Annotated in this window: 37 protein-coding genes and 2 pseudogenes; all 39 read right to left on the bottom strand. The window is 50.4% G+C overall.

The window, feature by feature from the left end; genetic code table 11:
- Nucleotides 1-18 precede the first annotated feature (18 nt).
- Nucleotides 19-129 carry a CD1375 family protein gene (locus QMO62_RS32710; protein ID WP_284641175.1) on the bottom strand — a complete coding sequence of 37 codons (111 nt, stop codon included), beginning with the start codon at nucleotides 127-129 and terminating at the stop codon, nucleotides 19-21.
- Nucleotides 129-578: a hypothetical protein gene (locus QMO62_RS32705; protein ID WP_284646790.1), complete on the bottom strand. Its 450-nt coding sequence runs from the start codon at nucleotides 576-578 to the stop codon at nucleotides 129-131. The genes QMO62_RS32710 and QMO62_RS32705 overlap by 1 nt, the downstream gene beginning before the upstream one ends.
- 1,178 nt (nucleotides 579-1,756) lie before the next feature.
- Nucleotides 1,757-1,969 (bottom strand): hypothetical protein, encoded by a 213-nt coding sequence (locus QMO62_RS32700; protein WP_284646789.1) that lies wholly within the window; start codon nucleotides 1,967-1,969, stop codon nucleotides 1,757-1,759.
- 218 nt (nucleotides 1,970-2,187) lie between these two features.
- Nucleotides 2,188-2,580, bottom strand: coding sequence for a hypothetical protein (locus QMO62_RS32695; RefSeq protein WP_284646788.1), 393 nt, complete (start codon nucleotides 2,578-2,580; stop codon nucleotides 2,188-2,190).
- 128 nt (nucleotides 2,581-2,708) lie between these two features.
- The gene (locus QMO62_RS32690) at nucleotides 2,709-3,173 is read right to left on the bottom strand and encodes a hypothetical protein (RefSeq protein WP_284646787.1); all 465 of its coding nucleotides are present in this window, start codon (nucleotides 3,171-3,173) and stop codon (nucleotides 2,709-2,711) included.
- 177 nt (nucleotides 3,174-3,350) lie between these two features.
- Nucleotides 3,351-3,533: a hypothetical protein gene (locus tag QMO62_RS32685; RefSeq protein WP_284646786.1), complete on the bottom strand. Its 183-nt coding sequence runs from the start codon at nucleotides 3,531-3,533 to the stop codon at nucleotides 3,351-3,353.
- A gap of 34 nt (nucleotides 3,534-3,567) precedes the next feature.
- A complete protein-coding gene (locus QMO62_RS32680; protein WP_284646785.1) occupies nucleotides 3,568-4,530 on the bottom strand; it encodes a baseplate J/gp47 family protein in 963 nt (320 codons plus the stop codon).
- On the bottom strand, nucleotides 4,517-4,954 hold the full coding sequence (locus QMO62_RS32675) for a DUF2634 domain-containing protein (RefSeq protein ID WP_284646784.1): 438 nt from the start codon (nucleotides 4,952-4,954) through the stop codon (nucleotides 4,517-4,519). The genes QMO62_RS32680 and QMO62_RS32675 overlap by 14 nt, the downstream gene beginning before the upstream one ends.
- Nucleotides 4,951-5,172 carry a hypothetical protein gene (locus tag QMO62_RS32670; protein ID WP_284646783.1) on the bottom strand — a complete coding sequence of 74 codons (222 nt, stop codon included), beginning with the start codon at nucleotides 5,170-5,172 and terminating at the stop codon, nucleotides 4,951-4,953. Before QMO62_RS32670 ends, QMO62_RS32675 begins: the two co-directional genes overlap by 4 nt.
- Nucleotides 5,173-5,292: 120 nt before the next feature.
- Nucleotides 5,293-5,955 (bottom strand): phage protein, encoded by a 663-nt coding sequence (locus tag QMO62_RS32665; protein ID WP_284646782.1) that lies wholly within the window; start codon nucleotides 5,953-5,955, stop codon nucleotides 5,293-5,295.
- 120 nt (nucleotides 5,956-6,075) lie between these two features.
- Nucleotides 6,076-6,276 (bottom strand): phage baseplate plug family protein, encoded by a 201-nt coding sequence (locus tag QMO62_RS32660; RefSeq protein ID WP_284646781.1) that lies wholly within the window; start codon nucleotides 6,274-6,276, stop codon nucleotides 6,076-6,078.
- 125 nt (nucleotides 6,277-6,401) lie between these two features.
- Nucleotides 6,402-6,850: pseudogene (locus tag QMO62_RS33500) on the bottom strand (phage baseplate protein).
- A 177-nt stretch (nucleotides 6,851-7,027) separates the two neighbouring features.
- On the bottom strand, nucleotides 7,028-7,210 hold the full coding sequence (locus QMO62_RS32650) for a hypothetical protein (RefSeq protein ID WP_284646779.1): 183 nt from the start codon (nucleotides 7,208-7,210) through the stop codon (nucleotides 7,028-7,030).
- 19 nt (nucleotides 7,211-7,229) lie between these two features.
- On the bottom strand, nucleotides 7,230-7,772 hold the full coding sequence (locus QMO62_RS32645; protein ID WP_284646778.1) for a hypothetical protein: 543 nt from the start codon (nucleotides 7,770-7,772) through the stop codon (nucleotides 7,230-7,232).
- 302 nt (nucleotides 7,773-8,074) lie between these two features.
- Nucleotides 8,075-8,515, bottom strand: a complete 441-nt coding sequence (locus tag QMO62_RS32640; protein WP_284646777.1) for a hypothetical protein — start codon at nucleotides 8,513-8,515, stop codon at nucleotides 8,075-8,077.
- A 111-nt stretch (nucleotides 8,516-8,626) separates the two neighbouring features.
- Nucleotides 8,627-8,848, bottom strand: coding sequence for a hypothetical protein (locus QMO62_RS32635; RefSeq protein ID WP_284646776.1), 222 nt, complete (start codon nucleotides 8,846-8,848; stop codon nucleotides 8,627-8,629).
- Nucleotides 8,817-9,173 carry a hypothetical protein gene (locus QMO62_RS32630; RefSeq protein WP_284646775.1) on the bottom strand — a complete coding sequence of 119 codons (357 nt, stop codon included), beginning with the start codon at nucleotides 9,171-9,173 and terminating at the stop codon, nucleotides 8,817-8,819. Before QMO62_RS32630 ends, QMO62_RS32635 begins: the two co-directional genes overlap by 32 nt.
- A 180-nt stretch (nucleotides 9,174-9,353) precedes the next feature.
- Complete coding sequence (locus QMO62_RS32625) at nucleotides 9,354-9,518, bottom strand: hypothetical protein (RefSeq protein WP_284646774.1); 165 nt, start codon at nucleotides 9,516-9,518, stop codon at nucleotides 9,354-9,356.
- A gap of 225 nt (nucleotides 9,519-9,743) precedes the next feature.
- Nucleotides 9,744-9,887 (bottom strand): hypothetical protein, encoded by a 144-nt coding sequence (locus QMO62_RS32620; protein ID WP_284646773.1) that lies wholly within the window; start codon nucleotides 9,885-9,887, stop codon nucleotides 9,744-9,746.
- Between the two features lie 94 nt (nucleotides 9,888-9,981).
- A complete protein-coding gene (locus QMO62_RS32615; RefSeq protein ID WP_284646771.1) occupies nucleotides 9,982-10,137 on the bottom strand; it encodes a hypothetical protein in 156 nt (51 codons plus the stop codon).
- Nucleotides 10,138-10,151: 14 nt separating this feature from the next.
- Entirely contained in the window at nucleotides 10,152-10,517 is a 366-nt protein-coding gene (locus tag QMO62_RS32610; RefSeq protein WP_504928726.1) for a hypothetical protein, read from the bottom strand.
- The gene (locus QMO62_RS32605; RefSeq protein WP_284646815.1) at nucleotides 10,514-11,158 is read right to left on the bottom strand and encodes a hypothetical protein; all 645 of its coding nucleotides are present in this window, start codon (nucleotides 11,156-11,158) and stop codon (nucleotides 10,514-10,516) included. The genes QMO62_RS32610 and QMO62_RS32605 overlap by 4 nt, the downstream gene beginning before the upstream one ends.
- Before the next feature lies 1 nt (nucleotide 11,159).
- Nucleotides 11,160-11,639: a phage neck terminator protein gene (locus QMO62_RS33655; RefSeq protein WP_443690018.1), complete on the bottom strand. Its 480-nt coding sequence runs from the start codon at nucleotides 11,637-11,639 to the stop codon at nucleotides 11,160-11,162.
- Between the two features lie 661 nt (nucleotides 11,640-12,300).
- The gene (locus tag QMO62_RS32600; protein ID WP_284646768.1) at nucleotides 12,301-12,447 is read right to left on the bottom strand and encodes a hypothetical protein; all 147 of its coding nucleotides are present in this window, start codon (nucleotides 12,445-12,447) and stop codon (nucleotides 12,301-12,303) included.
- Nucleotides 12,448-12,457: 10 nt separating this feature from the next.
- The gene (locus QMO62_RS32595; protein ID WP_284646767.1) at nucleotides 12,458-12,682 is read right to left on the bottom strand and encodes a hypothetical protein; all 225 of its coding nucleotides are present in this window, start codon (nucleotides 12,680-12,682) and stop codon (nucleotides 12,458-12,460) included.
- 85 nt (nucleotides 12,683-12,767) lie between these two features.
- Complete coding sequence (locus QMO62_RS32590) at nucleotides 12,768-12,989, bottom strand: hypothetical protein (RefSeq protein WP_284646766.1); 222 nt, start codon at nucleotides 12,987-12,989, stop codon at nucleotides 12,768-12,770.
- 12 nt (nucleotides 12,990-13,001) lie between these two features.
- Nucleotides 13,002-13,217 carry a hypothetical protein gene (locus QMO62_RS32585; protein WP_284646765.1) on the bottom strand — a complete coding sequence of 72 codons (216 nt, stop codon included), beginning with the start codon at nucleotides 13,215-13,217 and terminating at the stop codon, nucleotides 13,002-13,004.
- On the bottom strand, nucleotides 13,141-13,455 hold the full coding sequence (locus QMO62_RS32580; RefSeq protein WP_284646764.1) for a phage major capsid protein: 315 nt from the start codon (nucleotides 13,453-13,455) through the stop codon (nucleotides 13,141-13,143). Before QMO62_RS32580 ends, QMO62_RS32585 begins: the two co-directional genes overlap by 77 nt.
- Before the next feature lie 421 nt (nucleotides 13,456-13,876).
- Complete coding sequence (locus tag QMO62_RS32575; protein ID WP_284646814.1) at nucleotides 13,877-14,191, bottom strand: hypothetical protein; 315 nt, start codon at nucleotides 14,189-14,191, stop codon at nucleotides 13,877-13,879.
- Nucleotides 14,106-14,546 (bottom strand): HK97 family phage prohead protease, encoded by a 441-nt coding sequence (locus tag QMO62_RS33615; protein ID WP_372516763.1) that lies wholly within the window; start codon nucleotides 14,544-14,546, stop codon nucleotides 14,106-14,108. The genes QMO62_RS32575 and QMO62_RS33615 overlap by 86 nt, the downstream gene beginning before the upstream one ends.
- Nucleotides 14,547-14,568: 22 nt before the next feature.
- Complete coding sequence (locus QMO62_RS33610) at nucleotides 14,569-14,817, bottom strand: HK97 family phage prohead protease (protein ID WP_372516762.1); 249 nt, start codon at nucleotides 14,815-14,817, stop codon at nucleotides 14,569-14,571.
- Nucleotides 14,814-15,902 (bottom strand): phage portal protein, encoded by a 1,089-nt coding sequence (locus tag QMO62_RS32565; RefSeq protein ID WP_348651749.1) that lies wholly within the window; start codon nucleotides 15,900-15,902, stop codon nucleotides 14,814-14,816. The genes QMO62_RS33610 and QMO62_RS32565 overlap by 4 nt, the downstream gene beginning before the upstream one ends.
- The gene (locus QMO62_RS33310) at nucleotides 15,899-16,147 is read right to left on the bottom strand and encodes a hypothetical protein (RefSeq protein WP_348651748.1); all 249 of its coding nucleotides are present in this window, start codon (nucleotides 16,145-16,147) and stop codon (nucleotides 15,899-15,901) included. Before QMO62_RS33310 ends, QMO62_RS32565 begins: the two co-directional genes overlap by 4 nt.
- A 15-nt stretch (nucleotides 16,148-16,162) precedes the next feature.
- On the bottom strand, nucleotides 16,163-16,483 hold the full coding sequence (locus QMO62_RS32560; RefSeq protein ID WP_284646763.1) for a terminase TerL endonuclease subunit: 321 nt from the start codon (nucleotides 16,481-16,483) through the stop codon (nucleotides 16,163-16,165).
- Nucleotides 16,462-16,623, bottom strand: coding sequence for a hypothetical protein (locus QMO62_RS32555; RefSeq protein ID WP_284646762.1), 162 nt, complete (start codon nucleotides 16,621-16,623; stop codon nucleotides 16,462-16,464). Before QMO62_RS32555 ends, QMO62_RS32560 begins: the two co-directional genes overlap by 22 nt.
- A gap of 135 nt (nucleotides 16,624-16,758) precedes the next feature.
- On the bottom strand, nucleotides 16,759-17,583 hold the full coding sequence (locus QMO62_RS32550) for a terminase large subunit domain-containing protein (protein ID WP_284646760.1): 825 nt from the start codon (nucleotides 17,581-17,583) through the stop codon (nucleotides 16,759-16,761).
- On the bottom strand, nucleotides 17,580-17,867 hold the full coding sequence (locus QMO62_RS32545; RefSeq protein WP_284646759.1) for a hypothetical protein: 288 nt from the start codon (nucleotides 17,865-17,867) through the stop codon (nucleotides 17,580-17,582). Before QMO62_RS32545 ends, QMO62_RS32550 begins: the two co-directional genes overlap by 4 nt.
- Before the next feature lie 150 nt (nucleotides 17,868-18,017).
- The gene (locus QMO62_RS32540) at nucleotides 18,018-18,191 is read right to left on the bottom strand and encodes a hypothetical protein (protein WP_284646758.1); all 174 of its coding nucleotides are present in this window, start codon (nucleotides 18,189-18,191) and stop codon (nucleotides 18,018-18,020) included.
- Nucleotides 18,146-18,474: pseudogene (locus QMO62_RS32535) on the bottom strand (hypothetical protein); the annotation flags it as partial. The pseudogene QMO62_RS32535 and the gene QMO62_RS32540, both read right to left, overlap by 46 nt.

The raw sequence follows: 18,474 nt of genomic DNA, 5'->3' as shown, positions 1-18,474 counted from the left end.
AGCAGCAACACAATGACCCTAGCCATTGTTTGCCGCCAGTAATAATTCGACTTCCGGTTTTAAATGTTCCGGCACATCATTGATCGTTCTCAATTTCTTACGAATCAAATTCGCATATATCTGGGCCATCAGCTGGTGCCTCCTGAATTCTGTTCTACTTGTTCCAAACGTGATTCCAGTTGTGCGATGCGATCCGCTTGCTGTGCAATGAGTTCTCCTTGTTGTAGAATGATCTCGTACGCTTCAGCAAGCCCAAGCATCGTTTCTACTGTCTCCTGCTCCCGCTGGGTCGTGTCGGCGATCTGCTTCTCGTATGATTCAGCTATAGCTAACATGGTCGAGAGGCTTTCTGCTTCGAGCCTGTATGTCTTCTTATCTATCGTTTCAGGAAGCTGGTCTCTTACGTCTTTCAGACCTTCAGGCAACTTATCGCCCATTTCCAGCATCCGGTCCTCTGCCTGGGGCAGCTGGTCTACCAGGATAAAGTCGTAAGCGCTACGGTCTATTCCCGTAATCGTATCGCTGCCGATAATGTCGGTATCGGTGAATTCTTTACGTTCCGGCGATAAAAATAACATCGCGGCTTTCTTTGTTATATACCAGTCCTATAATCATGATAGTTTCAACGTACCTCCCCCGTACGTAGCCTGGGAACCGCTTGGACTGTAGACCCCGCATAACTGGCAATGAGTGAACCTAAATCTGCGTATAGCCCATATGTGTTGTTGGTTCCAGTGCCCCCATCTACAAATATTGTACTATCCATGTTTGCCCTAATGGCATAGTACGAATTTGGAAAAGCTGCTGCTGTGTAAATATACCGAAGTGGCTCTGCTTGAATCCCAGCCCCCCGGAAGAAGTCTTCATGCCATTGGCCCGACAATTACTTAAATACACATACCTGTTTCTTGTTAGGTAGAAGGCAGCTATAGGGCCTGTGCCTGTCCGTGTGCATTCCATGTTTATTAAGGTCACTTGTACCGTACACTGGCTTACAAATATGCTGTCTATGCTGTACAAACCACCGTTAGCGGTTAATGTAATAGTGCCCTTTCCTGTGAATCCGGTGATAGATACGCCTTCATTACTTGCTTGTCCCGGTATCATGATAATAGTTATTGCATGGTCTATTACCGGGGCAGGTTATTGATTACCTGTGAATCGTGGCTTTCGCTTTGGCTGGGCTTCGTCCATCGTTTGCGCTGCTACCATTGGCGAAGTCTACATACAGGTTTCGTCCCGTATGTAGCTAGTTGGAATTTCAACGTCCTATCAAAAAATGTTGAGTAGTTATTTTGCGCCTTCCCCGGTTGGGCATACATTAGGTAAACGTTACGTAAATCCTTTGTATCGTAGCCGTTTTCCATAATGATAGCGCGGGTTTGTGCAAACGCCGCGCCTGTTTCCAGCTGTCGGTACCGGACGTGGGCTGGTAGCCGTTTTGTACGATAACCGTATCATAGCCGCTTGCCCGCGTACCGAATACCGTAACATAGTCGTTAACAGAATCCCCCAGTGCTATCTGGTTCCCCGATGCATTCGAACCGCCAGCGCCCGGTTTTACCCACAGCTGGAAGTTATTATTTTGGTTATTTGTTCGCCCATTAACGACAAGCTGCCCGGTAGTGAATTTTCCATCCGGTTCAAATACAAACTGGTTTCCCCAATCCCATGTTTCCCCATTGACGGCGGTAGATGGGGCCAGTATAAATGCGTCGCTTTCCCGGGTGGTGGAAAAGCCAGCTTTTCCTACCTGTCAACTTAGATACCCAGGGGTTGCCGTTGGTTGTGTCATGTTCCCGGAAATCGTACCGCCGCCCGAATGAAGAATATCATATACCGTCGTTTCCCCACCGCCTACCGTTGGGCGGTATTTCAGCCCATCGGCTACCAGGTGTAGCGGCTTAAATACATTCCCGGTATGAACGGCTAGCACTTCGCCTACGTCCCTTGTATCGTTGTACTGCATAAAGGTAAACTTCTGCCAGTTTGACGGGGAAGCCGCCCTTACTTGTACGTTAGATTGTAGTACTCCAGTAAATTGTCCTGTGTTTGCATATAACCCAGCGTAGGCGTTCGCATCGGTTAAGAAACTGAAAGCTGTGCTATCGGCATATACCCTGCGCCTTCCCGCTTTGTCACCTATAGCGAAGCCGTAGGTAGCGCCGCCCATATCGACTACGCCGTTTACTGTAAGCCCCGCGAAGTTCGGGCTGCTGGTCGTATTGACATCTTGTTCACTCTTCCGTTCAATACTCCTAAGGCAAGCGCAATAGCTTTAATTGTCATGGCCGGAGCGGTAAGCCAACTCGTTTCACCAGTCAAGTTTTTCAAGCGGTTAGCGAGGAAATTAAAGAGCTTCGTGATCGTGTTCGGTCCGGAAATGGCTGTGTCAGAATCGTCGATGGTTCGGTTCCCAATAACAGTATCTGTAGCAGCACCGTTGGCTAATCCTGAAGAGGTGATCTTTGGGCCATCACCGTCTGTGCCCGTATGTCCGTGACCAGACGAACCACTAAAAGCCCCTATTAATTTTGACCGTATCTCAGCAGTTACTTTTGAAATCTTGTAAATAGCCAATTGAAGTAGTCCGCTGGAGGTTTCTCCCCTGGAACAAAGCCCGTCACCTTCTTGGAGGCAGGCGGTTCCGTCCCTTCTGGCTGCCAATCCGGTTGTTGTTCATTGAATTGCACTATGTCTCACTCCCATCATATCGGCAAGTCCTTTTCGTCTGCAGGGCTGTATGCGGCTCCGAGATACCCGCCGATACTACCTGCCAAGTCCCCGAATCCCGTGCTATCATCGCTCTCACTTTGGTCCGGGACACTTGAAAATGAAAAGGTACCTTCAAGTTCAATGACCCTCACGCGAACCCCTGCAGCTACTGTCCTTTGAATGATCTTTGAAAATTGAACAGGTGACAAACCAATCTCGTTAATTCGTTGAAGAGGTACGCTGATGACGGAGATCCCCGCTGGCTCGGGGGAGACAGGATCTTCAAATGTCTCCTTGATCTCAATCTCGCTCGGGTCACAATCCAGCGCAGTCGATACCACCCGAATGATGGTATTAATATCACCTGTGGAGAGGTTCCGGGCGATCTTAGATTTAATTAAGATGCGGTACACCTCATCCGTAGCCACACCACGGGGGTTGGCCCACGTTTTGCCCAATCCGATCTAGAGTTGTTCCTTGCGCTTGATCTATATCCCGCCAATCCCGTATTCGATTTTGGGTTTCAGTTAACTCTCGAATTTGATCGGCCATGATTGTAAGTAGCTTGCCAATGTTGCTATTTGGGTTTTTGGAGAACACATCGGTTAAACGCCTCAGCACATCCTGTGGTGTAATCATAACGAATGCACCACCGTAATCAGGTTGTGCCTCGTTTGCGCTACTTGGTTTGTGGCGATGGATTGGTTTGTGGCCGTCCAACTTGCACCGTCATTGCTAAGTTCCACTACTACATCGATCACGCCTTCTACGTTGTATGCTGCTGCGATCAGGCGGGAATAAACAACATCATCCCCCATGTTTAACCCCACAAATACAGATCCACTTGCATCCTCACCCCCGATGTAACGCACGGTAGCCGTCTTTAGCTGGGTTATCCCCATCCGAGGGATACCGATTGTCGGTGACAATCGTAAATCGAACATGTATCTCTACCTCCGTGGCATAGCTGAAACTCATGGTATGATCATACCCTGCATCATCCTTTACCACGATGCTTTGTGATCCATGGGGCTTTACTCCCGCGGCCTTTGTATTCAATATCGTTTTAGCGATGTCCTGAGGCATTCCTCCAAGTACATACGCCTCAAAACAATGGGGAGGCCTACCGTCGGCATCCGGCGTCGAATCATAATTCTCGATCACCGTTGCAGCACGAACACCGGGGGTCTTCAATAACTCTGAACGAATTGACGCAACAGTTGCTTTGCCTCTTCCTTCAGAAGAAATCGCAAAACGATCTCTAAATTCCTTGGCGGTCTCTTTCTCCCGGCCACCGAATGTTGGTTCTGCGTTCGTTACTGTACTAACGTTGGCATTTGTATTTACGATTGTCGTAATGACACCGGCAGACACGTTTCCGGCTTTACCTGGCGTGATTGCGCGAATCGCTACCGATCCAGTACCACTTCCGCTTAACGTAACCGGTTCTTCCGTCTCGAAAACCTGACCAGCACCGGAAACCCGAAATCCGGGAGGAATAGTATAATTGGGTGTTCCCGATAACTGAACCCTGCCTTTCGCCGGTAAAGCCTGAATTCGTTTAATGCCTGCGTATGGGCCAAGCTTATCGAGGCTGACCCCTTCTGCAGTATTTACATACCCACTGTTGTAAACATCCTCCGAATTCTGCCATGCGATGGACAGAAACCATGCAAACAAACGAAGGATAATTCCCAGAACGCTCCTCTCGGTCGTGTTCATCTGTTGACCAAAAACCTCTTTTGCCTTGGTCTCCATTTCCGAAAATAGATCATCAAACCGTTTTCTCTTGAAACCGGTACTATCCAGTGCCACTGTTTATCACCTCCCCTTCAGTACTCGTGGCGGTAAACGCGATTGAACTCTCCCTAGCCGTTGTGTTTAGTGTGACATCGATCGATTCCACCGTCTGAATTCGAGGCTCTTGTCGCAAACCGGAGCGGATCTCCTCGCGGGCAGCTTCCACACTCACCTGCTTACCGTGAAGCTTATCGAAACGAATCCCCATTTGAGGATTCAGAAACCATTCCCCTCTATTTGTTCCAAGTACAATTTCACAACACTGGGCCAGCTCCTCAATACCCTCTACTAAAGTAAGATCATTGTTTTCGATAACAAGATCGCCGTTAACTAGCTTTATAGACTGCATGGAAGCACCCCCCACAATCACGGCGTCGTTAGCATTGTGCATTCTCCTGCTATCTGGTTTGGAAAGGACTCCTGACTGAGCTGTTTTCATATGGCGATCCGCGCAAACAACATATACCGTGTCTCCAGGAGAAAGACTTGGTGTACATGTTTGTTCATGCTCCGTACAATGACCGTTCGTTCGGAGCCCTGATCAACAATGGTTTGCGCGTGCTCCTTCACCTTCAGTTTGTGTCCAATCGCTGGCACGTTCTGAATGGGGGAAGGTGTAAGGTCCGCCAGCTGCAGTAACGGAGATACGACAGCCATACCCGTCCCCTCATCGTAAGATAATACTTTGCACGGGGAAAGCGACTCGAAGTTCTTTAAACACTTCACTGATGATCCCGAGAGCAAGCTCAGCCAAAGGCTTAGATGGGTCATTTTTATTCATGGCAAAATCGCCTCCACTTCCGTGATGAAGTCACCAGTGCGACTGAACGTGTGACTCCCACTTCTCACGTGAACCCTGCCTTCGAAGTACGAGCTGGTCACATCAATTATAGAAGCTGTCGTTATCCGGTATTGCAGTTGAGACTTCAGGTTATAGCCCTTGAAATGTTTCATCTCGAAGGGTTCAGGCGATCCAATCATGCCCGTCTCGACATTTAAGGAGAATACGTCATCGGCCCCTCTTCGCAAGTTGCGAATGTATAGTTTCCCCTTATTGACGTAAGCGCTTGTTCCACAATCCGCCGCGATATCGCTAATGATCTTGGTCACCTCACCACTGGCAGTGTAACCATCCTCATAGCGGTAATCCTGATTAAGTTCGAATTGTGCGATTGGCAGACCTAACTGCGCGGCCATTTCTTTAAGGATGTAGGAAGCAAGGGTGCCTTCTGCATAGGCCACATCAGTTAGCTTACGGCTAGAAAGATCCTCTGAATCTAAAACATAGATCGTCGTGATCTTGTCGACGCCCTCGCGTTTTGTATGAACCTTGGAAATAAACCCGTGGAGGATGACTCCTACATCCCCCCTGTAGCCTGCGTTAATTGTTAGCACATCGCCGCGTTGAATTCGCTCGATCGTGTCCTGTGTAGGTTCCAAATCTTAATCTCGCTCTCATTGGGAAGCGGATCATTATCAAACGGTACCGAGCCCTCGATGGCGAAATCATCGCTAGAGAACATCATGTTGTTGACCATTACCTCTACCACTCTTCCAAAGTTACTCATCGCGGCTCACCACGTAGAGCAGGACTTTCTCGCCGAGGGTTTCCCACGTTACTTGATCCGTGTTAGAGGCCATGTCCAGCGGTACAATATCGACAGCGGGAAAGCGATTATCCCAAATATCAGCGAACAAGGGAATTCCATAGACGATCTTCTCGCCTGTGGCTAGGGTTTCCGTATCTCTAGTTAGATCCACGGTAAAGAAAATCGAATTCGCTGTTGCTAGTGAATCTCAAAAATAAAAACCGTACCGGCCAAAGAAATATCAAACCGATACGGTACAGATTTCTTTTGAATCTCAATATACTCCATCATGGCACCTTACCCTTCAGCCCATGGGCTTCCAGCCTTGAATGTAACCTTTTTGACCTCGTCATCTTTTTTTCTTGACTTCGTTTGCTTTCGTCCAGAACTGATCACGGGAGCAACCTGGGCACGAATAGGAGCCTCCAACGTTTCAATATAGGAGGTTTTAGCGGTCCGAACCTCTTTGAGGGTCATAGAGAATGCAAACCCGTTGGCTACTCGGCTATTATGCTTTGGTTTCAGGCTTGTGATAAGACCCACGAAATAATTTCGCCCATCGTATTCCACAATGGACCCCGATTCATTAAGGCAATGATTGCAGCTCGTTTTTCTGCCGCATCATCCCCGACCACGTACCCGGTAATGGTCATGAACCGGGCTTTAGGCTGAACGTGATCCGAGATGTTAATACCGCTTTCTACCGGTTGTTCTGTGACATCCACATCATTAATCTGGATCCTCATCTTCCACTAGGATATACATTGCCGTTCAGGGTAAGCCATTACGTCTCCACCTCCACCATACCTGAATCCAATCAAGTCGACGGATGGCACTCTCGACCGCTTCCACAAGCACAGGTTTAACTCCATCTGCTATGTTGATTGCATTGGACTCAGAGATAGGTGTTGTCCCCTTTACTTCTACGACCAGTTGAATCGGTGAATGTTTGATGAAGATCCGTAAGGATTGGCCTGCGTAGCAGTTGCTGGCATCGTGGATGGCAATGCGTATTGGGATTCTTCAAATGGAGCAACTGCTTCTTCTGCCAATCCACCGGCGACGCCGGAAACATCGCTTTCCGTGCCTGCAAGGCCTTCGATCATCCTTCTCCGGTCCAGAATCCTACTCCATCATTACGCGGGATGGTGAATGGATGTCAAGGAAGCCAGTGATGCTGTCCTTAATCCCTTTGCCGATGCCCTTGGCAGCGTCCCATACGGCACTTCCCATTGAGGTAATGCCGTGGATCAACCCGTTAAGTATATCTTTTCCAATTTGAACGAGATCGATGGACTCTAAAAAGTCCATTGCTCTTCCCATGCATCGCGAATGGCAACCCCATACCTCGAATGCCTTTTCCTTTACCATATCCCAGTTGGCAACCATCCACACCACTGCAGCAATGAGGGCAACAATGCCTGCGATTACCCAGGTCATAGGGTTAGCCCAAAACGCTGCATTGAGCGCCCACTGTGCGGCTGTCATCGCCCATGTAAGCCCTGTTGAAACGGCCATGACAGTCCGCTGTGCAATCCATGCAGAGGTAGTGAGCGCGATGGATGTGGCTGTTGCCCAACCCTGTGCCGCATAGCTGAGCATCGCCATGACGAGCTGCCCTGTAATCGTAGCTCCCGTCACCGTCGCTTGCCATGCGGTAGTAGCCATGGATGCGATGAACCCGGCAGATATTTTTAGCTCCAGCGATCGTTGCCTGAACACCCGAGCTGATCAATGCAGGTAAGAAGAATGCAGTGATAATCCCGGCTGTGATGCTTATAGCGAATTGGTGGTCCTCAAAAATTGTGTCGACCACTGAATCGCATCACTCACACCTGATATCGCTCCTTCGGATATGGCAAAAGCAATACCAATGCCGGTTACGATTACCTGCCCAAGACTTTGGATAGCGGGATTAATCCCTATCACCCATTTCTGAAAGCGGTCCGCAACAGGAAGAAACCTATCACCTATCGGGATAAGGATACCCGTCTCAAATTGCCTCCAAAAAATTTGCATCGCATGACCGGCTCTTCCAGTTTAATTCTGTTAAGCTCCTCCATGGTATCTTTCGTCATATCAAACTGGCTGCGGGCTGACCCCATAGCCGAAACGATACCCGCTTCCAAGTCCTCGAATTGGGTACCCATCAGCGATACTCCAACGGTGTTGCGTTCGACAGGGTCTTCAATCGCATCGATCATTTGCATGATCTGACTGAAAGAAGCCTTCGCCTCGGGCCCGCCTCTTGCAAAGGTCTGCATCATCTCCTCAGCATTCAGCCCGAGCATTTGATACGCCTCGATCGTTGTTTTGGAGCCATCTTTTGCCCGGATGTTAAACTCCTTTACAGCATCACCGACTTTGTCAAGGTCGAAAGCCCCCGTTCTCCATCCCCGCTCCGAAAACATCAAACATTTCGTTGGCTGAGAATCCAAGTGATTTGAAGAATACGGAATACTCATTCGCGGAGTCGAGCAAATTTCCATTTGCGTTGAGTCCTTGCTGCGCTCCTTGTGCCATCAGGTTGTATGCCGCGTCTGATTCGATGCAAAGTTTTTCATCATGCCGCGTGCCGCCCGGAGGGATTCTGTGATCTCGAAGCCAATGTCCGGGTTGTCCCGAAGAAGCATCGCATTCCTTGCGGTTTCTTCAAGTTGGTCTCCCGTTTCTTTGGTGATCTGCTTCACCAAAGAGATGGACCCCGCAAGATCACCCCCAATTCTCACCGTAGTTTTGCTCATACAGCCTCGCTGCTATTCCGCGGGTTTCGTCCATTAACTCACCCACGGAACCCGTGGCCCCTTCGATCCTGCCCATGGCTTGCTCGTATTCCCGAGCCGCATTGAACGCTTTATATCCGAGAGTTGCAACGCCAACAGCTACTGCGTCCAAAGCACCGGCACTAACCGAAGCGAACATGCTGAATCCCCTGCCGAGCCCTGTTATCGAATCGTCTACTTCGTCTGTGCTGCGCCGAAGGTTCTGGAGGTCCTTATCCGCATTTTGAACGGCTTTATTCGTCACCTTGAAGCCAACGGCAAACATAAGATTGCCGATAATGCCCATGTTTTACCTCCTTCCTCTCCCTGGCGGCGTCCCCTTTGCCTTTGGAGCATCTTTTCCTGCATTTCGATATGAAGATCAAGAGCTGCATTAGCTTCCAAAATGTCATTCTGGTCCATTAAATCCAGTTCGGAGTATGTCACCATCTGAGCGCACAGCAGCCTCCATTGCGGCCAGTTACGTTCAGCCCTCTCCCGCGCCGCCTTCTTCTTGTCGAAAAGAATCCTCCGTTTGCTCATCTAGACCATTCACGAACTTATAAGCTTCCTGGACAACTTCGTTAAACTCTCGAATCGATGAAAAGTCATCCATCTTCATTTTCGGATTCACAATGACGTGTTCTAGCATTTCGTCGGCAAGTTTTTCATCCTGTGGAATGCCGTGTTTGTTCTTGATCGATCGTTGATTTTGGTTACGGACCGGATGCCGGAAATTGAAAGGTATATTTTGTGCCGGATTTGGAAGTGTACTGTTTTTGCTTGAAGTTTTTCATGGTTCATTTGCTCCTCGCTTTGTAATATGTTTTAAAGAAAAACCAAAATCCCAACCGCTTGGGATTTTGGTTAATGCAGCTTACTCCATTTTCAGGTCAAGGCACTGCAGCTCGTACTCACGGTCTTCTGCTGACTTGCCGTAGGTACGGTCTGCAGGCTTCTTTACATAAGCTTCCGTTGCGGAAGAGGTTTCCTTCGGATCTCCAGAATAGATTACACTCACCGGTACCAATCTCCCGCTATTGGCAAGACGGTCCAAGTGAGCAATAGCAGGACTTGAGGATTGGACAGTGATCGTAATGGTGCCCAGCTTATTGTTATTTTAGCAATGATGACATCGCCTTGGGCTCCCACCTTCGGCTCGTAGCCATCTTCATCCTTAACACTTCTACCATGTCCTCGCCGAGACCCGTGATATACACGTTATCGACAATGACGCTCACGTCGCTTGGATCATAAGTCTTTGCTGGCAATGAAAGCTCCCCCTTTACAGTTTAATGGTACCGCGAATGCGAGTCTTATGGATTGCCCCAGCGAGCTCGAACCAGAATGTCCCGTCGTTGTACTCGCGAACTGCACGATCCGCTGGATCTACCTCGGAACGTGCCTTGAAGGAGGTTCCAAACAAGCTGATGCCATCTGTATCCTTGGCAATCATCCCGTTGTTGTCTGCCCGTTGAAGCACTGTTTTCGTTGTCGCTTCAATCTGGGAGATACCTCCATTGTCATAAGGGATCTTATCCTTCGAGTTAAGTAGCTTTTGAACAGCGAACTCGATTGAGGAAACAAGATAATCCTTGGATTGGATGATATCGATGTATTCCCCGCTCATCGTCTTCCCTTCACTGGTCACGTTGTCTCCGGCTTTCGTAACGTAAGTGTTTGCACCAAGAGCGTGAATACTCTCCAATTCAGTCGAATCGATATCGAGAGGCTGAATCCCTGACAGCGTTTGAATTTCCACGTCAAGCTACCCGGAGGAGCAGAGCCGGCCCTTCCAATCCATGCAGCTTCCGGGTACTTCGCTACTTCCGCTGCGATGTGATAAAAACCGTTTGTTCTTGTATATCCTTCAGCGAAGATCGTGGCAAGGTCCGTCTTGCTGCTCGTGCGGAAGAAATATTGCCTTGAGTTATCCTGCTCCACAGCCTCAGCGATGGTTGTAATATCGTTAAGGTCTGTGCTCGTACTGATAAGGTAATACCAATCCTTGAGAAACAATGTTTCCAACACTTCCTCAAGAGTTTCCGGCGTGCTACCCGTCCTACGGGCAATAATGGCGATTTCTGTTGGTGAGTTATCCCCTTGCCCAAACAGCGCGGAAGCTGCCTTGTATTCCTCCGTCGCGCTTGCATAGTCCACGAGGACGGCTGATAAGGTTTTATACGTCTTATAGGCATTTCCCGCAGCGCTAGAGCCGAGTATTAAAGGTTTGCCGAACCCGATTTTCGGTGTTGGCCGCTGGATATCTATCGTGACAGTAACGTCATTCAAGCTAGTTCATCTCCTTTACCGTTACCTTCTCAATTACTTCGGCTTCGGTTTCGATAATGTTAGTGATGCGAAATTCTACATCAAAACCATGTCTCCGCTCCCACTCCGGCCGATTTGAATGTCCCTGTTGGTGATTTGACCCACAGTTACAACGATTACTCCTATGGATGAAAGAAGTATCTTTCCGGTCGTAAAGGAGCCAGTCGCGTGCTCTCAATGCATTTTCAATCGATTCAGCTTTGGAAGCTGCGTAAGACAAGAAGGAGACGTCAAAAGCTCCGTCTCCCTTGTCACCCGTTTGGAACCCTCTATCGTAACGACCGGAAGACCGGAATTCTCTGGTCCCCCGAGATCCGTAAAGTCGTAGGTCAGGAAGGGATATGAGGCATCTTCCGATATCATTCATCTCAATGACCTTCAGGCTAAGATGAACCGATAGCCCCTGCACCATTGCTGTCCGTATTGCTCGGAATGGTATCATGCGTACTCACCCGTTCATCGTGTATTTCTGCACATCCACGTAGTCACGAGGCGCTTCTTCGGCAATCGTGTACCGATGTCCTTGGTACTCCACCACGTCACCCTCAATATGTTGGAAGTGGTATACAACACGCGATCGTCCCCCGTGTATCTCCCGCCCTCGCTCTGAAGCAATTCCGATTTAATTGGCTGAATTACCCGGCGTGCGGAATACACTGGTCACTTGACGGTTGATAACCCCATCGGCGTCCCAGGTCCCTTCCCGCTGCGTATAACCGCATATGGCTTGGCGTGCCTTCGAATGACCGGGGCAAATCGAAAGATCATCGACTCCTCCTCCTCTTGCTCACCACAACATAGGTAATCGAATCTCGAAGGTTCTGTTCGTCGATCAAAATCTTGTTACTTCCCTTCCGTTTAGCATAGATCGGTGACAACGGAGGAGTCCTTATACGGTCAAAGTTCCGAAGTACGCGATCTTTTGCCGCGGCCCCGAGCTCCTGAAGCAAGTCCTCAGGCTGTTTATTCCCCTCGACAATTGCTTGCAGTCCGGCCTTCACCATTTTAGAGATGGTAGCCGCAGCTTTCTTTCTTCCGGCCCCAATGAAGCTTCGGGCTGGAATTTTTGCCTTTGATGGAACCGTGTTCCAGGATGCCCGCGATCATAGCGATCTCCTCTCCACCATCCACCCCGATATGTACTTCCTGGAAGTCAGCTTTTGGAGCTTCTGCAGGATATCCGGTAGCATCGTCGTTTCATCGATCGTGACATTCGCACGCCGGGTGCGCGTCTTCTTCGCTTTGCTCATCCCCAGCTACTCACGTAAGGAAGGACCAGAGCCCGCACAGATGAAGGGAGTTCGTCGCCTTCGTTGGCATAGGTAACAGAGATATCCCCGACCCGCTCCGTAATAGCTCCGGCGTGCGAAGCAGTGTCTGGGCAAATAAGATGCAGGCAAACTCTAACGGCTTCGGCAGTGTAGAAGGAGTTTCTTCCGTCGCATCTTCGGGAAGAACATACCCACCGACATAAGTTGCCTCCAAGTTGAAGCTCCCGCTCGGCCAACCACAGCGCCGAAACAGGATACCCTCATTCTCGTAAAATCGGTCACTTCCACCCCATCAACGTTTACCTGCTGAACAGATTCGATAGGATAATTTCGCAGAGGAAAATATTGCGACCCAATCCACTCGCCCTTTCCTTGTACGATTGCTTTTTAAACGACCTTCGGCACTCCTGCTCAATCCGCTGAGACGAGGCGATCAGGGCGAGCGTAAGCTGCCCGTCCTGAGTCATGTCATCCTCCGCAATGCCGAGCATTTGCTTTGCGATCGCAATCGTCGTCAGCATGCAATCACCTTCCTAGTTGATATCCAGTTCACCGAACACCGCGGCACCGGAGTCCCACGTTTTGCAATCGTCACGGATGATGGCCCGAAGGTCTGTGGTGTCGCGTTTGAACGCGTCGCCGCCTTCCTTGGTGCTGGCGAGCTCGTAGAACTTACGGGAAAAGAGGACGATCAGCTCTTTCAGGTCCCGATGACCAGCGGCGCTTGATGTTGGCCGGATCTGTGGCATTGCTTGGCATGTGACGGTTGGATACAACCGCAACCGGTTTGCCTTTGAACAGTTTTCGACCCGGCTGGGTAATGTCGTCTGTAAGCAAGTACTTTCCGGTGGAATCCTTTTGTTTATCCATCCAGTCATAGCCATCTTGGTTCGTGAGCATAATGCTGTTGGCGCTGATCGCAGGGTCCAACGTTACGTTCAGCACCGTCTTGATCGAATCAAAGTTGGTTAACGCTGTCTTTGCCATCGCGTTGAGCTGAGCAAGAATCAAGGTATTCGGGTAACAACAGATTTTCGACCGATCCAGTTACTCACATACTCAGCGATATTTTGATCGCTGTCCGCAAGTAACTCGTTCGTCAACGCAAAATTCCCCCACGCTTTTTCACTTGATAGGTAACTGGGATAAAACGCGGGTTGTCTGTATTGCCGATGAGACCATACTCCTCGATTTCAGGGAACGGAATCATGTCCTCGATCTCTCCAGCACGCGGCTGCCGCTCAATGCCGTTACCCCTTGCACATTTACGTACTGTGAAAGGTCAACCAGTTGTCTTGTCACGGCAATGATCCGAGTTTGAATGTCCTGCGGCACAATCAGTGAAGAATTTCGTTAGCTTGGCCGGTAGCCCCGCCAGCATGCATAACGGCACGCTTCTCATATTCCCTCAAGATGCTCCGTTCGTCGGAAGAAGAACGTCTTGACGTCGAATCGCCTTGAAGAATACGCTGCGGTATTCCTGCTCAAGCTGCGCATCCTCGCGGGACTCCAGAGGGTTGGTGCCTTCATACGGCTTGCCGCCTCCGAATCCGTCGCGTTCTTCTCCGTCGAGCGCTCGATGCAGTTCAATTTTCTTATTCAATGCGCGAACATCATTCATGCGCTGCTCTGCTTCGTCAATTTTGTCCGCCGCGATGAAGGACCGGACTTCTTGTTTCATTTGCTCCAGTTGCTGAAGCATAGCGCGTAATTCTTTGGACATTGAAAAAACCTCCATATGGGTTTGATGTGAATAAAAAAAGGAGCCGACTAGGTTGCATCGAGCTCCAGAGCAGCAGTTTTCTTTTTTGATACTCCGTGGCAGCTCTGCGCTGCTCGTTACGGTAATCATCCAGGCTGCGCACCGAAACCTCATTGGCCGGATAGGCCGGAAAGGCGACCGGCGAAATTTCGTACAGCTCCGCGTTCAGTATCGACCGCTTGTAGAGCCTGCCGCCAGACTCTCGCTTCTCGCTGGACCATTTATCCTTAGTCACTCGCATGCCAAAGGAAACGCCGTCTACGTCCCCGCGCTTGATCGTCTCCCACACATCATTGCCGATGCTCGTATCCGGCAGGTCGATCTCGAAACGGAGCTCACTAGCTGTCGCTACGATCCGCAGCGTTGCCGCTCTTGGTGTTCCCGAGGACCATATCTGTTCGGTGCGACCATAACCCGACCACGCCGCGGGTTTTCAGGCTTTCATCGAAGGCGCCTGTGGCGATCTCTTCTACAAAGGAATCTCCGTAATAGTCCCGCATTTCTCCACTCAGTGAATTAAACTTGATCGAGCCGGAGATCGTTCGCTTGGAAGGCACTCCCTCCTCCGTTCTGCTCTCGGATCTCAATCGTTATCGGTACCGCTCTTACTTCCTTCGCTTCCTTCGTCTTCAGCTCCTGGCTCATTGTTCTTGTCACCTCCCTTCTTGACGTATTGCGTGCCAGCCATTTCAAGCGGGATAAAGTTCCCGTTCGCGTACAATCGATCGCCTCCGGCCACTGGAGGCAAATCTTCCTTGGCCCGTGCCTCGTTCGGCATCAGGAATCCGCCTTGGATCGCCGTTCGATAGGCTTCGTACCTCGTTTTCAGGTCGCCCCGAAGGATGCTATCGACATTGAACTTCGTGTAATAACCCTCCTGAATCTCGTGATCCAAGAACAGCTTCCACGTAAGCTCTTGTTCATACCCCGTAAGGATGGGATGCAAGCTGTCGGAGTAAAACTGCATCTGCATCTGCTCCACATTGTTGAACGTAGCCCGGGTTAACTCGTTGATCTGGTGCATCTTCACGCCAAAGGCAGTGGCGATCTGCCGAATGGTGAGCTCCGTATTCTCCAGAAACTGCGCATCAGCCATCGAGAGCGCCATGGGAGTAAACTGGTACCCCACAGGCATGAGGGCAATGCGGTGACTGTTGCTAAGCCCGCTCGACATTTCCTCGAATCGCTCACGGAAAATTTTCTTCGCATTCTCATCGAGCGTGCCGGTGTACTGCACAAGCCCCTTCGTTTGCAAGCCCTGCTTGTAAAAGTTGTTGATGAATTTACTTGCGCTGGCTGCATTCTCGATGGAGGAACGCAGGTATTCAATCGGGTTAATGCCGACGATACCGTCCAGCGTCACGCTGCCCTTGAAATGCAGCATCTCATCCGGCAGCAGTTTGCGCTTCTGGCCGCCTCCGATATCGACTTCATACCAAAGCCGTGTGCCCCCATTGATAAAACTTCCGATCCCACTCAGCAGGTTGGCATCATCGACCCAGATCGTAACCTTGCTTCGGTCAATCGGCCACAAGCCGCTAACTTTGCCGGTTCGTTGATCCACCTCAATGTACGCATAGGCGTTGCCAAAACTACGCTGCGCCTCGGTGCACTTCCAGAAGTCCGAAGCCGACATGAGCGGGTTCGGTCGAAGCCGCAGCAGGTCAATCAAATGATGACGGGTCGCTTTTGGACCCCACTCTCATCTTCCTTGTATACTTTGAGAGGGAGCTTCGAAATAGATTCGGAAAGAATCTTCACGCAGGCATACACCGTTTCTACTTTCAGCGCCTTCCTGCCGCGAACGTCCACGTCCCCCCGTTGGATCCCAAGCAGCTCCAAGAGCCGGGAATCATTGAGATCTAAGACCTCCCGTTTTTCAGGCCAGTGAACCCACCGGCGTAATGTTTTTAACACACAGGCATCACCTCCTTATCCCCACAGTTTTTCGAGCACGTCTTCCTCGGCAAATTCGGATACGTCGATATTCCCTGCGCCGATCATGGCACGAGCCATGGCATTGATTATGGCAGCGATAAGGTCAATCCGCTGGCTGTCGTCCTTGTTCTTCTTTGACAGCTTGATGTTCCCATTCGTGTCTTCGATCTCCATCGCATTGGAGAGGCACCAGGTCAACAACGGACTCCCATCGTGAACGATCTTGCCCCGCAGCACGAGCTCACGGAAAAACTTCGTCGGTCCGTTGAGCACCTTCATCGTTTGCGGGATCTTCACCATAGTGTATCCGTCCATCCCCAGCTCCTGGCGAAGTGCGTCGCGTTGTAATCGTCAAAGCAAATCTCGCTGATATCCAGCTGCTGTTCCTCTTGCTCCTGCTTCAATCGCTCCTTGATTTTGCGGTAATCCACGACAGCGCGTCTGTTTTGGTACACCAACCACCTTCGATGTATTCCGTATAAGGAATGCGGTCGCCGTGCTCGTGCTTCTTCACGGCATCTTCTGGATGTATCCGTGAGCAGTAACGGCAAAACGCCCGTCCTCCAAGTGAAACACGGTTCCATCTGCTGTTAGGTCGGTGGTCTTGAAAGGTCTAAGCCTTTCCAGCATGGCAGGCCGCGAACCAACGCCAAAAAATCCTCCCGAGGTATCGCGAGGGCCTTCCATTTGTCCATAATCCCGGACATGTACTTCTTTTCGCTGTCCGCTTGCCAGCGATTCACCCGCTTGATCAGAAACTCGCGGATTTTATCCGGGTCACCAGTATTGTACGCATCGTCATGCTCTCGCCGGATCTGATTGCGCAGCTCCTCGGCATACTCGTTATTCTCCTGCAGAATGGGGTTCGCTTTAACCCATACGCTCTCATCGTGTGGGTCATCGCCCTTCTCTATCTCCCGGATCATAACAAAATATGCCTCGTTCATGTCGATTTCGCCCTTCATCATCTTGCACAGGGAATCGTATTCCTTCTTACAGGGACTGTTCTCCGCATCCTTGCCCGCTGTAGAGATGATCATCATCAGCGACTGCAGTCGCTTACCGAAACCGGACTGCAGAACGTCGTGGATCTCACTTGAAGAATGGGCGTGATACTCGTCAATGATGACGATGCAGGGTGCTCCAGAGTCCTTGTTCTTCGTGTCCTTTGACAGAGGCCGCAGCCACCCGCCGCGTGAAGCATGCTCGATATACGTCCGCTTGATCCGCAGCCGCCTTAAGATGTCGGGGCTTTTCTTCCCCATTTCCTGAGCATCGCCCCACACCCGTTCGCCCTGACCCTTATCTACAGCAGCACACTCAACCTCTGGGCTGTCCTCGTACCGTTTAAACTCCGGCTGCCCTGGGGGATACACACAATCACTGCACATACCATACAGGGCGAGTCCGCTCATCTCGGTGGATTTAACGTTACCCCGCGCCCGCATGTGGAACGCTTTTTGAACCTGCGCTTGCCGGAATCCATGTGAACCCAGCCGAACACGCACCCGAGGTCGAACTTTTGGAACGGTAGAAGTTCGATGAGTTGACCGCTGAACGGGCCGCGCACGTGCCTGCAGCATTTTTCAAACCAGTCAAAAATACGATTGGCACGCGATTCATCAAAAACATACGGGAAGTCAGCAGTGGCCTGCCTCTGCAAATCCTTCAGATGACGTTCGCACGCGAGGTATTCCATGCGGCAGCTGGGGCGAATCCCCATGACGATTTCTGCAGCATAACGGTTCGTGGGGTGAACGTCCTCCCAATCAATCGAAGAGGTCCCCATTAGGATCGTCCCCACCACCTTCAGAATCCTTCTTCGCTAGTCTTGCCCTGGAATCCGCATTCAGTCCGAGCTTGCTGGAATAAGTAAGAATAAGCCTAGCATAGCTCTGTGCCGCTTCACGTAGGAACTGACCTGTTTTGAACCGGCAGCATTGTACTCCGTGTATCCATGCTCGTCAATCAGCCCGTTCAATTCCTGGTATTTTGCAACGGCGTCGCAGTAGGTTCCAAGCACATCTTCATCGACCTTATCAAGGACTTCAATTCCTCCATGTCCTTAACCGTCTTGCGCCATACCTTACGTGCTTCATCGGATAGCCACTCGGGAATCTTGAGCTTAGCCTTCTTTCTGCGCTGAAACTTCTTTGCAGCTGCTTCTCTGGCCTCCACTTCCTTCTGGGTCCAGTGCTTTCCTCCACCCTTTTTACCGACCCGCATGTGGTCGAACCGAACAACCTCATGCACGACGAACAACCTCCTCCTTTCAAAACTTTCGTCGGGGACTTTTTTTCGCATTA

Origin of the sequence: Paenibacillus silviterrae, from assembly GCF_030167925.1 — a bacterium.
GTDB lineage: Bacteria > Bacillota > Bacilli > Paenibacillales > NBRC-103111 > Paenibacillus_G > Paenibacillus_G silviterrae.
This window is presented reverse-complemented; position numbering and strand designations above follow the sequence as displayed.

What these genes read in the sequence shown, in the direction of transcription:
- QMO62_RS32710 (WP_284641175.1), bottom strand. Translation starts at nt 129, where the DNA reads ATGGCCCAGATATATGCGAATTTGATTCGTAAGAAATTGAGAACGATC.
- QMO62_RS32705 (WP_284646790.1), bottom strand. Translation starts at nt 578, where the DNA reads ATGTTATTTTTATCGCCGGAACGTAAAGAATTCACCGATACCGACATT.
- QMO62_RS32700 (WP_284646789.1), bottom strand. Translation starts at nt 1,969, where the DNA reads ATGCAGTACAACGATACAAGGGACGTAGGCGAAGTGCTAGCCGTTCAT.
- QMO62_RS32685 (WP_284646786.1), bottom strand. Translation starts at nt 3,533, where the DNA reads ATGGGGGATGATGTTGTTTATTCCCGCCTGATCGCAGCAGCATACAAC.
- QMO62_RS32675 (WP_284646784.1), bottom strand. Translation starts at nt 4,954, where the DNA reads ATGAAAACAGCTCAGTCAGGAGTCCTTTCCAAACCAGATAGCAGGAGA.
- QMO62_RS32670 (WP_284646783.1), bottom strand. Translation starts at nt 5,172, where the DNA reads ATGGCTGTCGTATCTCCGTTACTGCAGCTGGCGGACCTTACACCTTCC.
- QMO62_RS32650 (WP_284646779.1), bottom strand. Translation starts at nt 7,210, where the DNA reads ATGATCGAAGGCCTTGCAGGCACGGAAAGCGATGTTTCCGGCGTCGCC.
- QMO62_RS32645 (WP_284646778.1), bottom strand. Translation starts at nt 7,772, where the DNA reads ATGGCTACTACCGCATGGCAAGCGACGGTGACGGGAGCTACGATTACA.
- QMO62_RS32640 (WP_284646777.1), bottom strand. Translation starts at nt 8,515, where the DNA reads ATGTTTTCGGAGCGGGGATGGAGAACGGGGGCTTTCGACCTTGACAAA.
- QMO62_RS32635 (WP_284646776.1), bottom strand. Translation starts at nt 8,848, where the DNA reads ATGAGCAAAACTACGGTGAGAATTGGGGGTGATCTTGCGGGGTCCATC.
- QMO62_RS32630 (WP_284646775.1), bottom strand. Translation starts at nt 9,173, where the DNA reads ATGGGCATTATCGGCAATCTTATGTTTGCCGTTGGCTTCAAGGTGACG.
- QMO62_RS32625 (WP_284646774.1), bottom strand. Translation starts at nt 9,518, where the DNA reads ATGCTAGAACACGTCATTGTGAATCCGAAAATGAAGATGGATGACTTT.
- QMO62_RS33655 (WP_443690018.1), bottom strand. Translation starts at nt 11,639, where the DNA reads ATGATACCATTCCGAGCAATACGGACAGCAATGGTGCAGGGGCTATCG.
- QMO62_RS32600 (WP_284646768.1), bottom strand. Translation starts at nt 12,447, where the DNA reads ATGAGCAAAGCGAAGAAGACGCGCACCCGGCGTGCGAATGTCACGATC.
- QMO62_RS32590 (WP_284646766.1), bottom strand. Translation starts at nt 12,989, where the DNA reads ATGCTGACGACGATTGCGATCGCAAAGCAAATGCTCGGCATTGCGGAG.
- QMO62_RS32585 (WP_284646765.1), bottom strand. Translation starts at nt 13,217, where the DNA reads ATGCCACAGATCCGGCCAACATCAAGCGCCGCTGGTCATCGGGACCTG.
- QMO62_RS32580 (WP_284646764.1), bottom strand. Translation starts at nt 13,455, where the DNA reads ATGGCAAAGACAGCGTTAACCAACTTTGATTCGATCAAGACGGTGCTG.
- QMO62_RS32575 (WP_284646814.1), bottom strand. Translation starts at nt 14,191, where the DNA reads ATGTCCAAAGAATTACGCGCTATGCTTCAGCAACTGGAGCAAATGAAA.
- QMO62_RS32560 (WP_284646763.1), bottom strand. Translation starts at nt 16,483, where the DNA reads ATGGACGGATACACTATGGTGAAGATCCCGCAAACGATGAAGGTGCTC.
- QMO62_RS32550 (WP_284646760.1), bottom strand. Translation starts at nt 17,583, where the DNA reads ATGAGCGGACTCGCCCTGTATGGTATGTGCAGTGATTGTGTGTATCCC.
- QMO62_RS32545 (WP_284646759.1), bottom strand. Translation starts at nt 17,867, where the DNA reads ATGGAATACCTCGCGTGCGAACGTCATCTGAAGGATTTGCAGAGGCAG.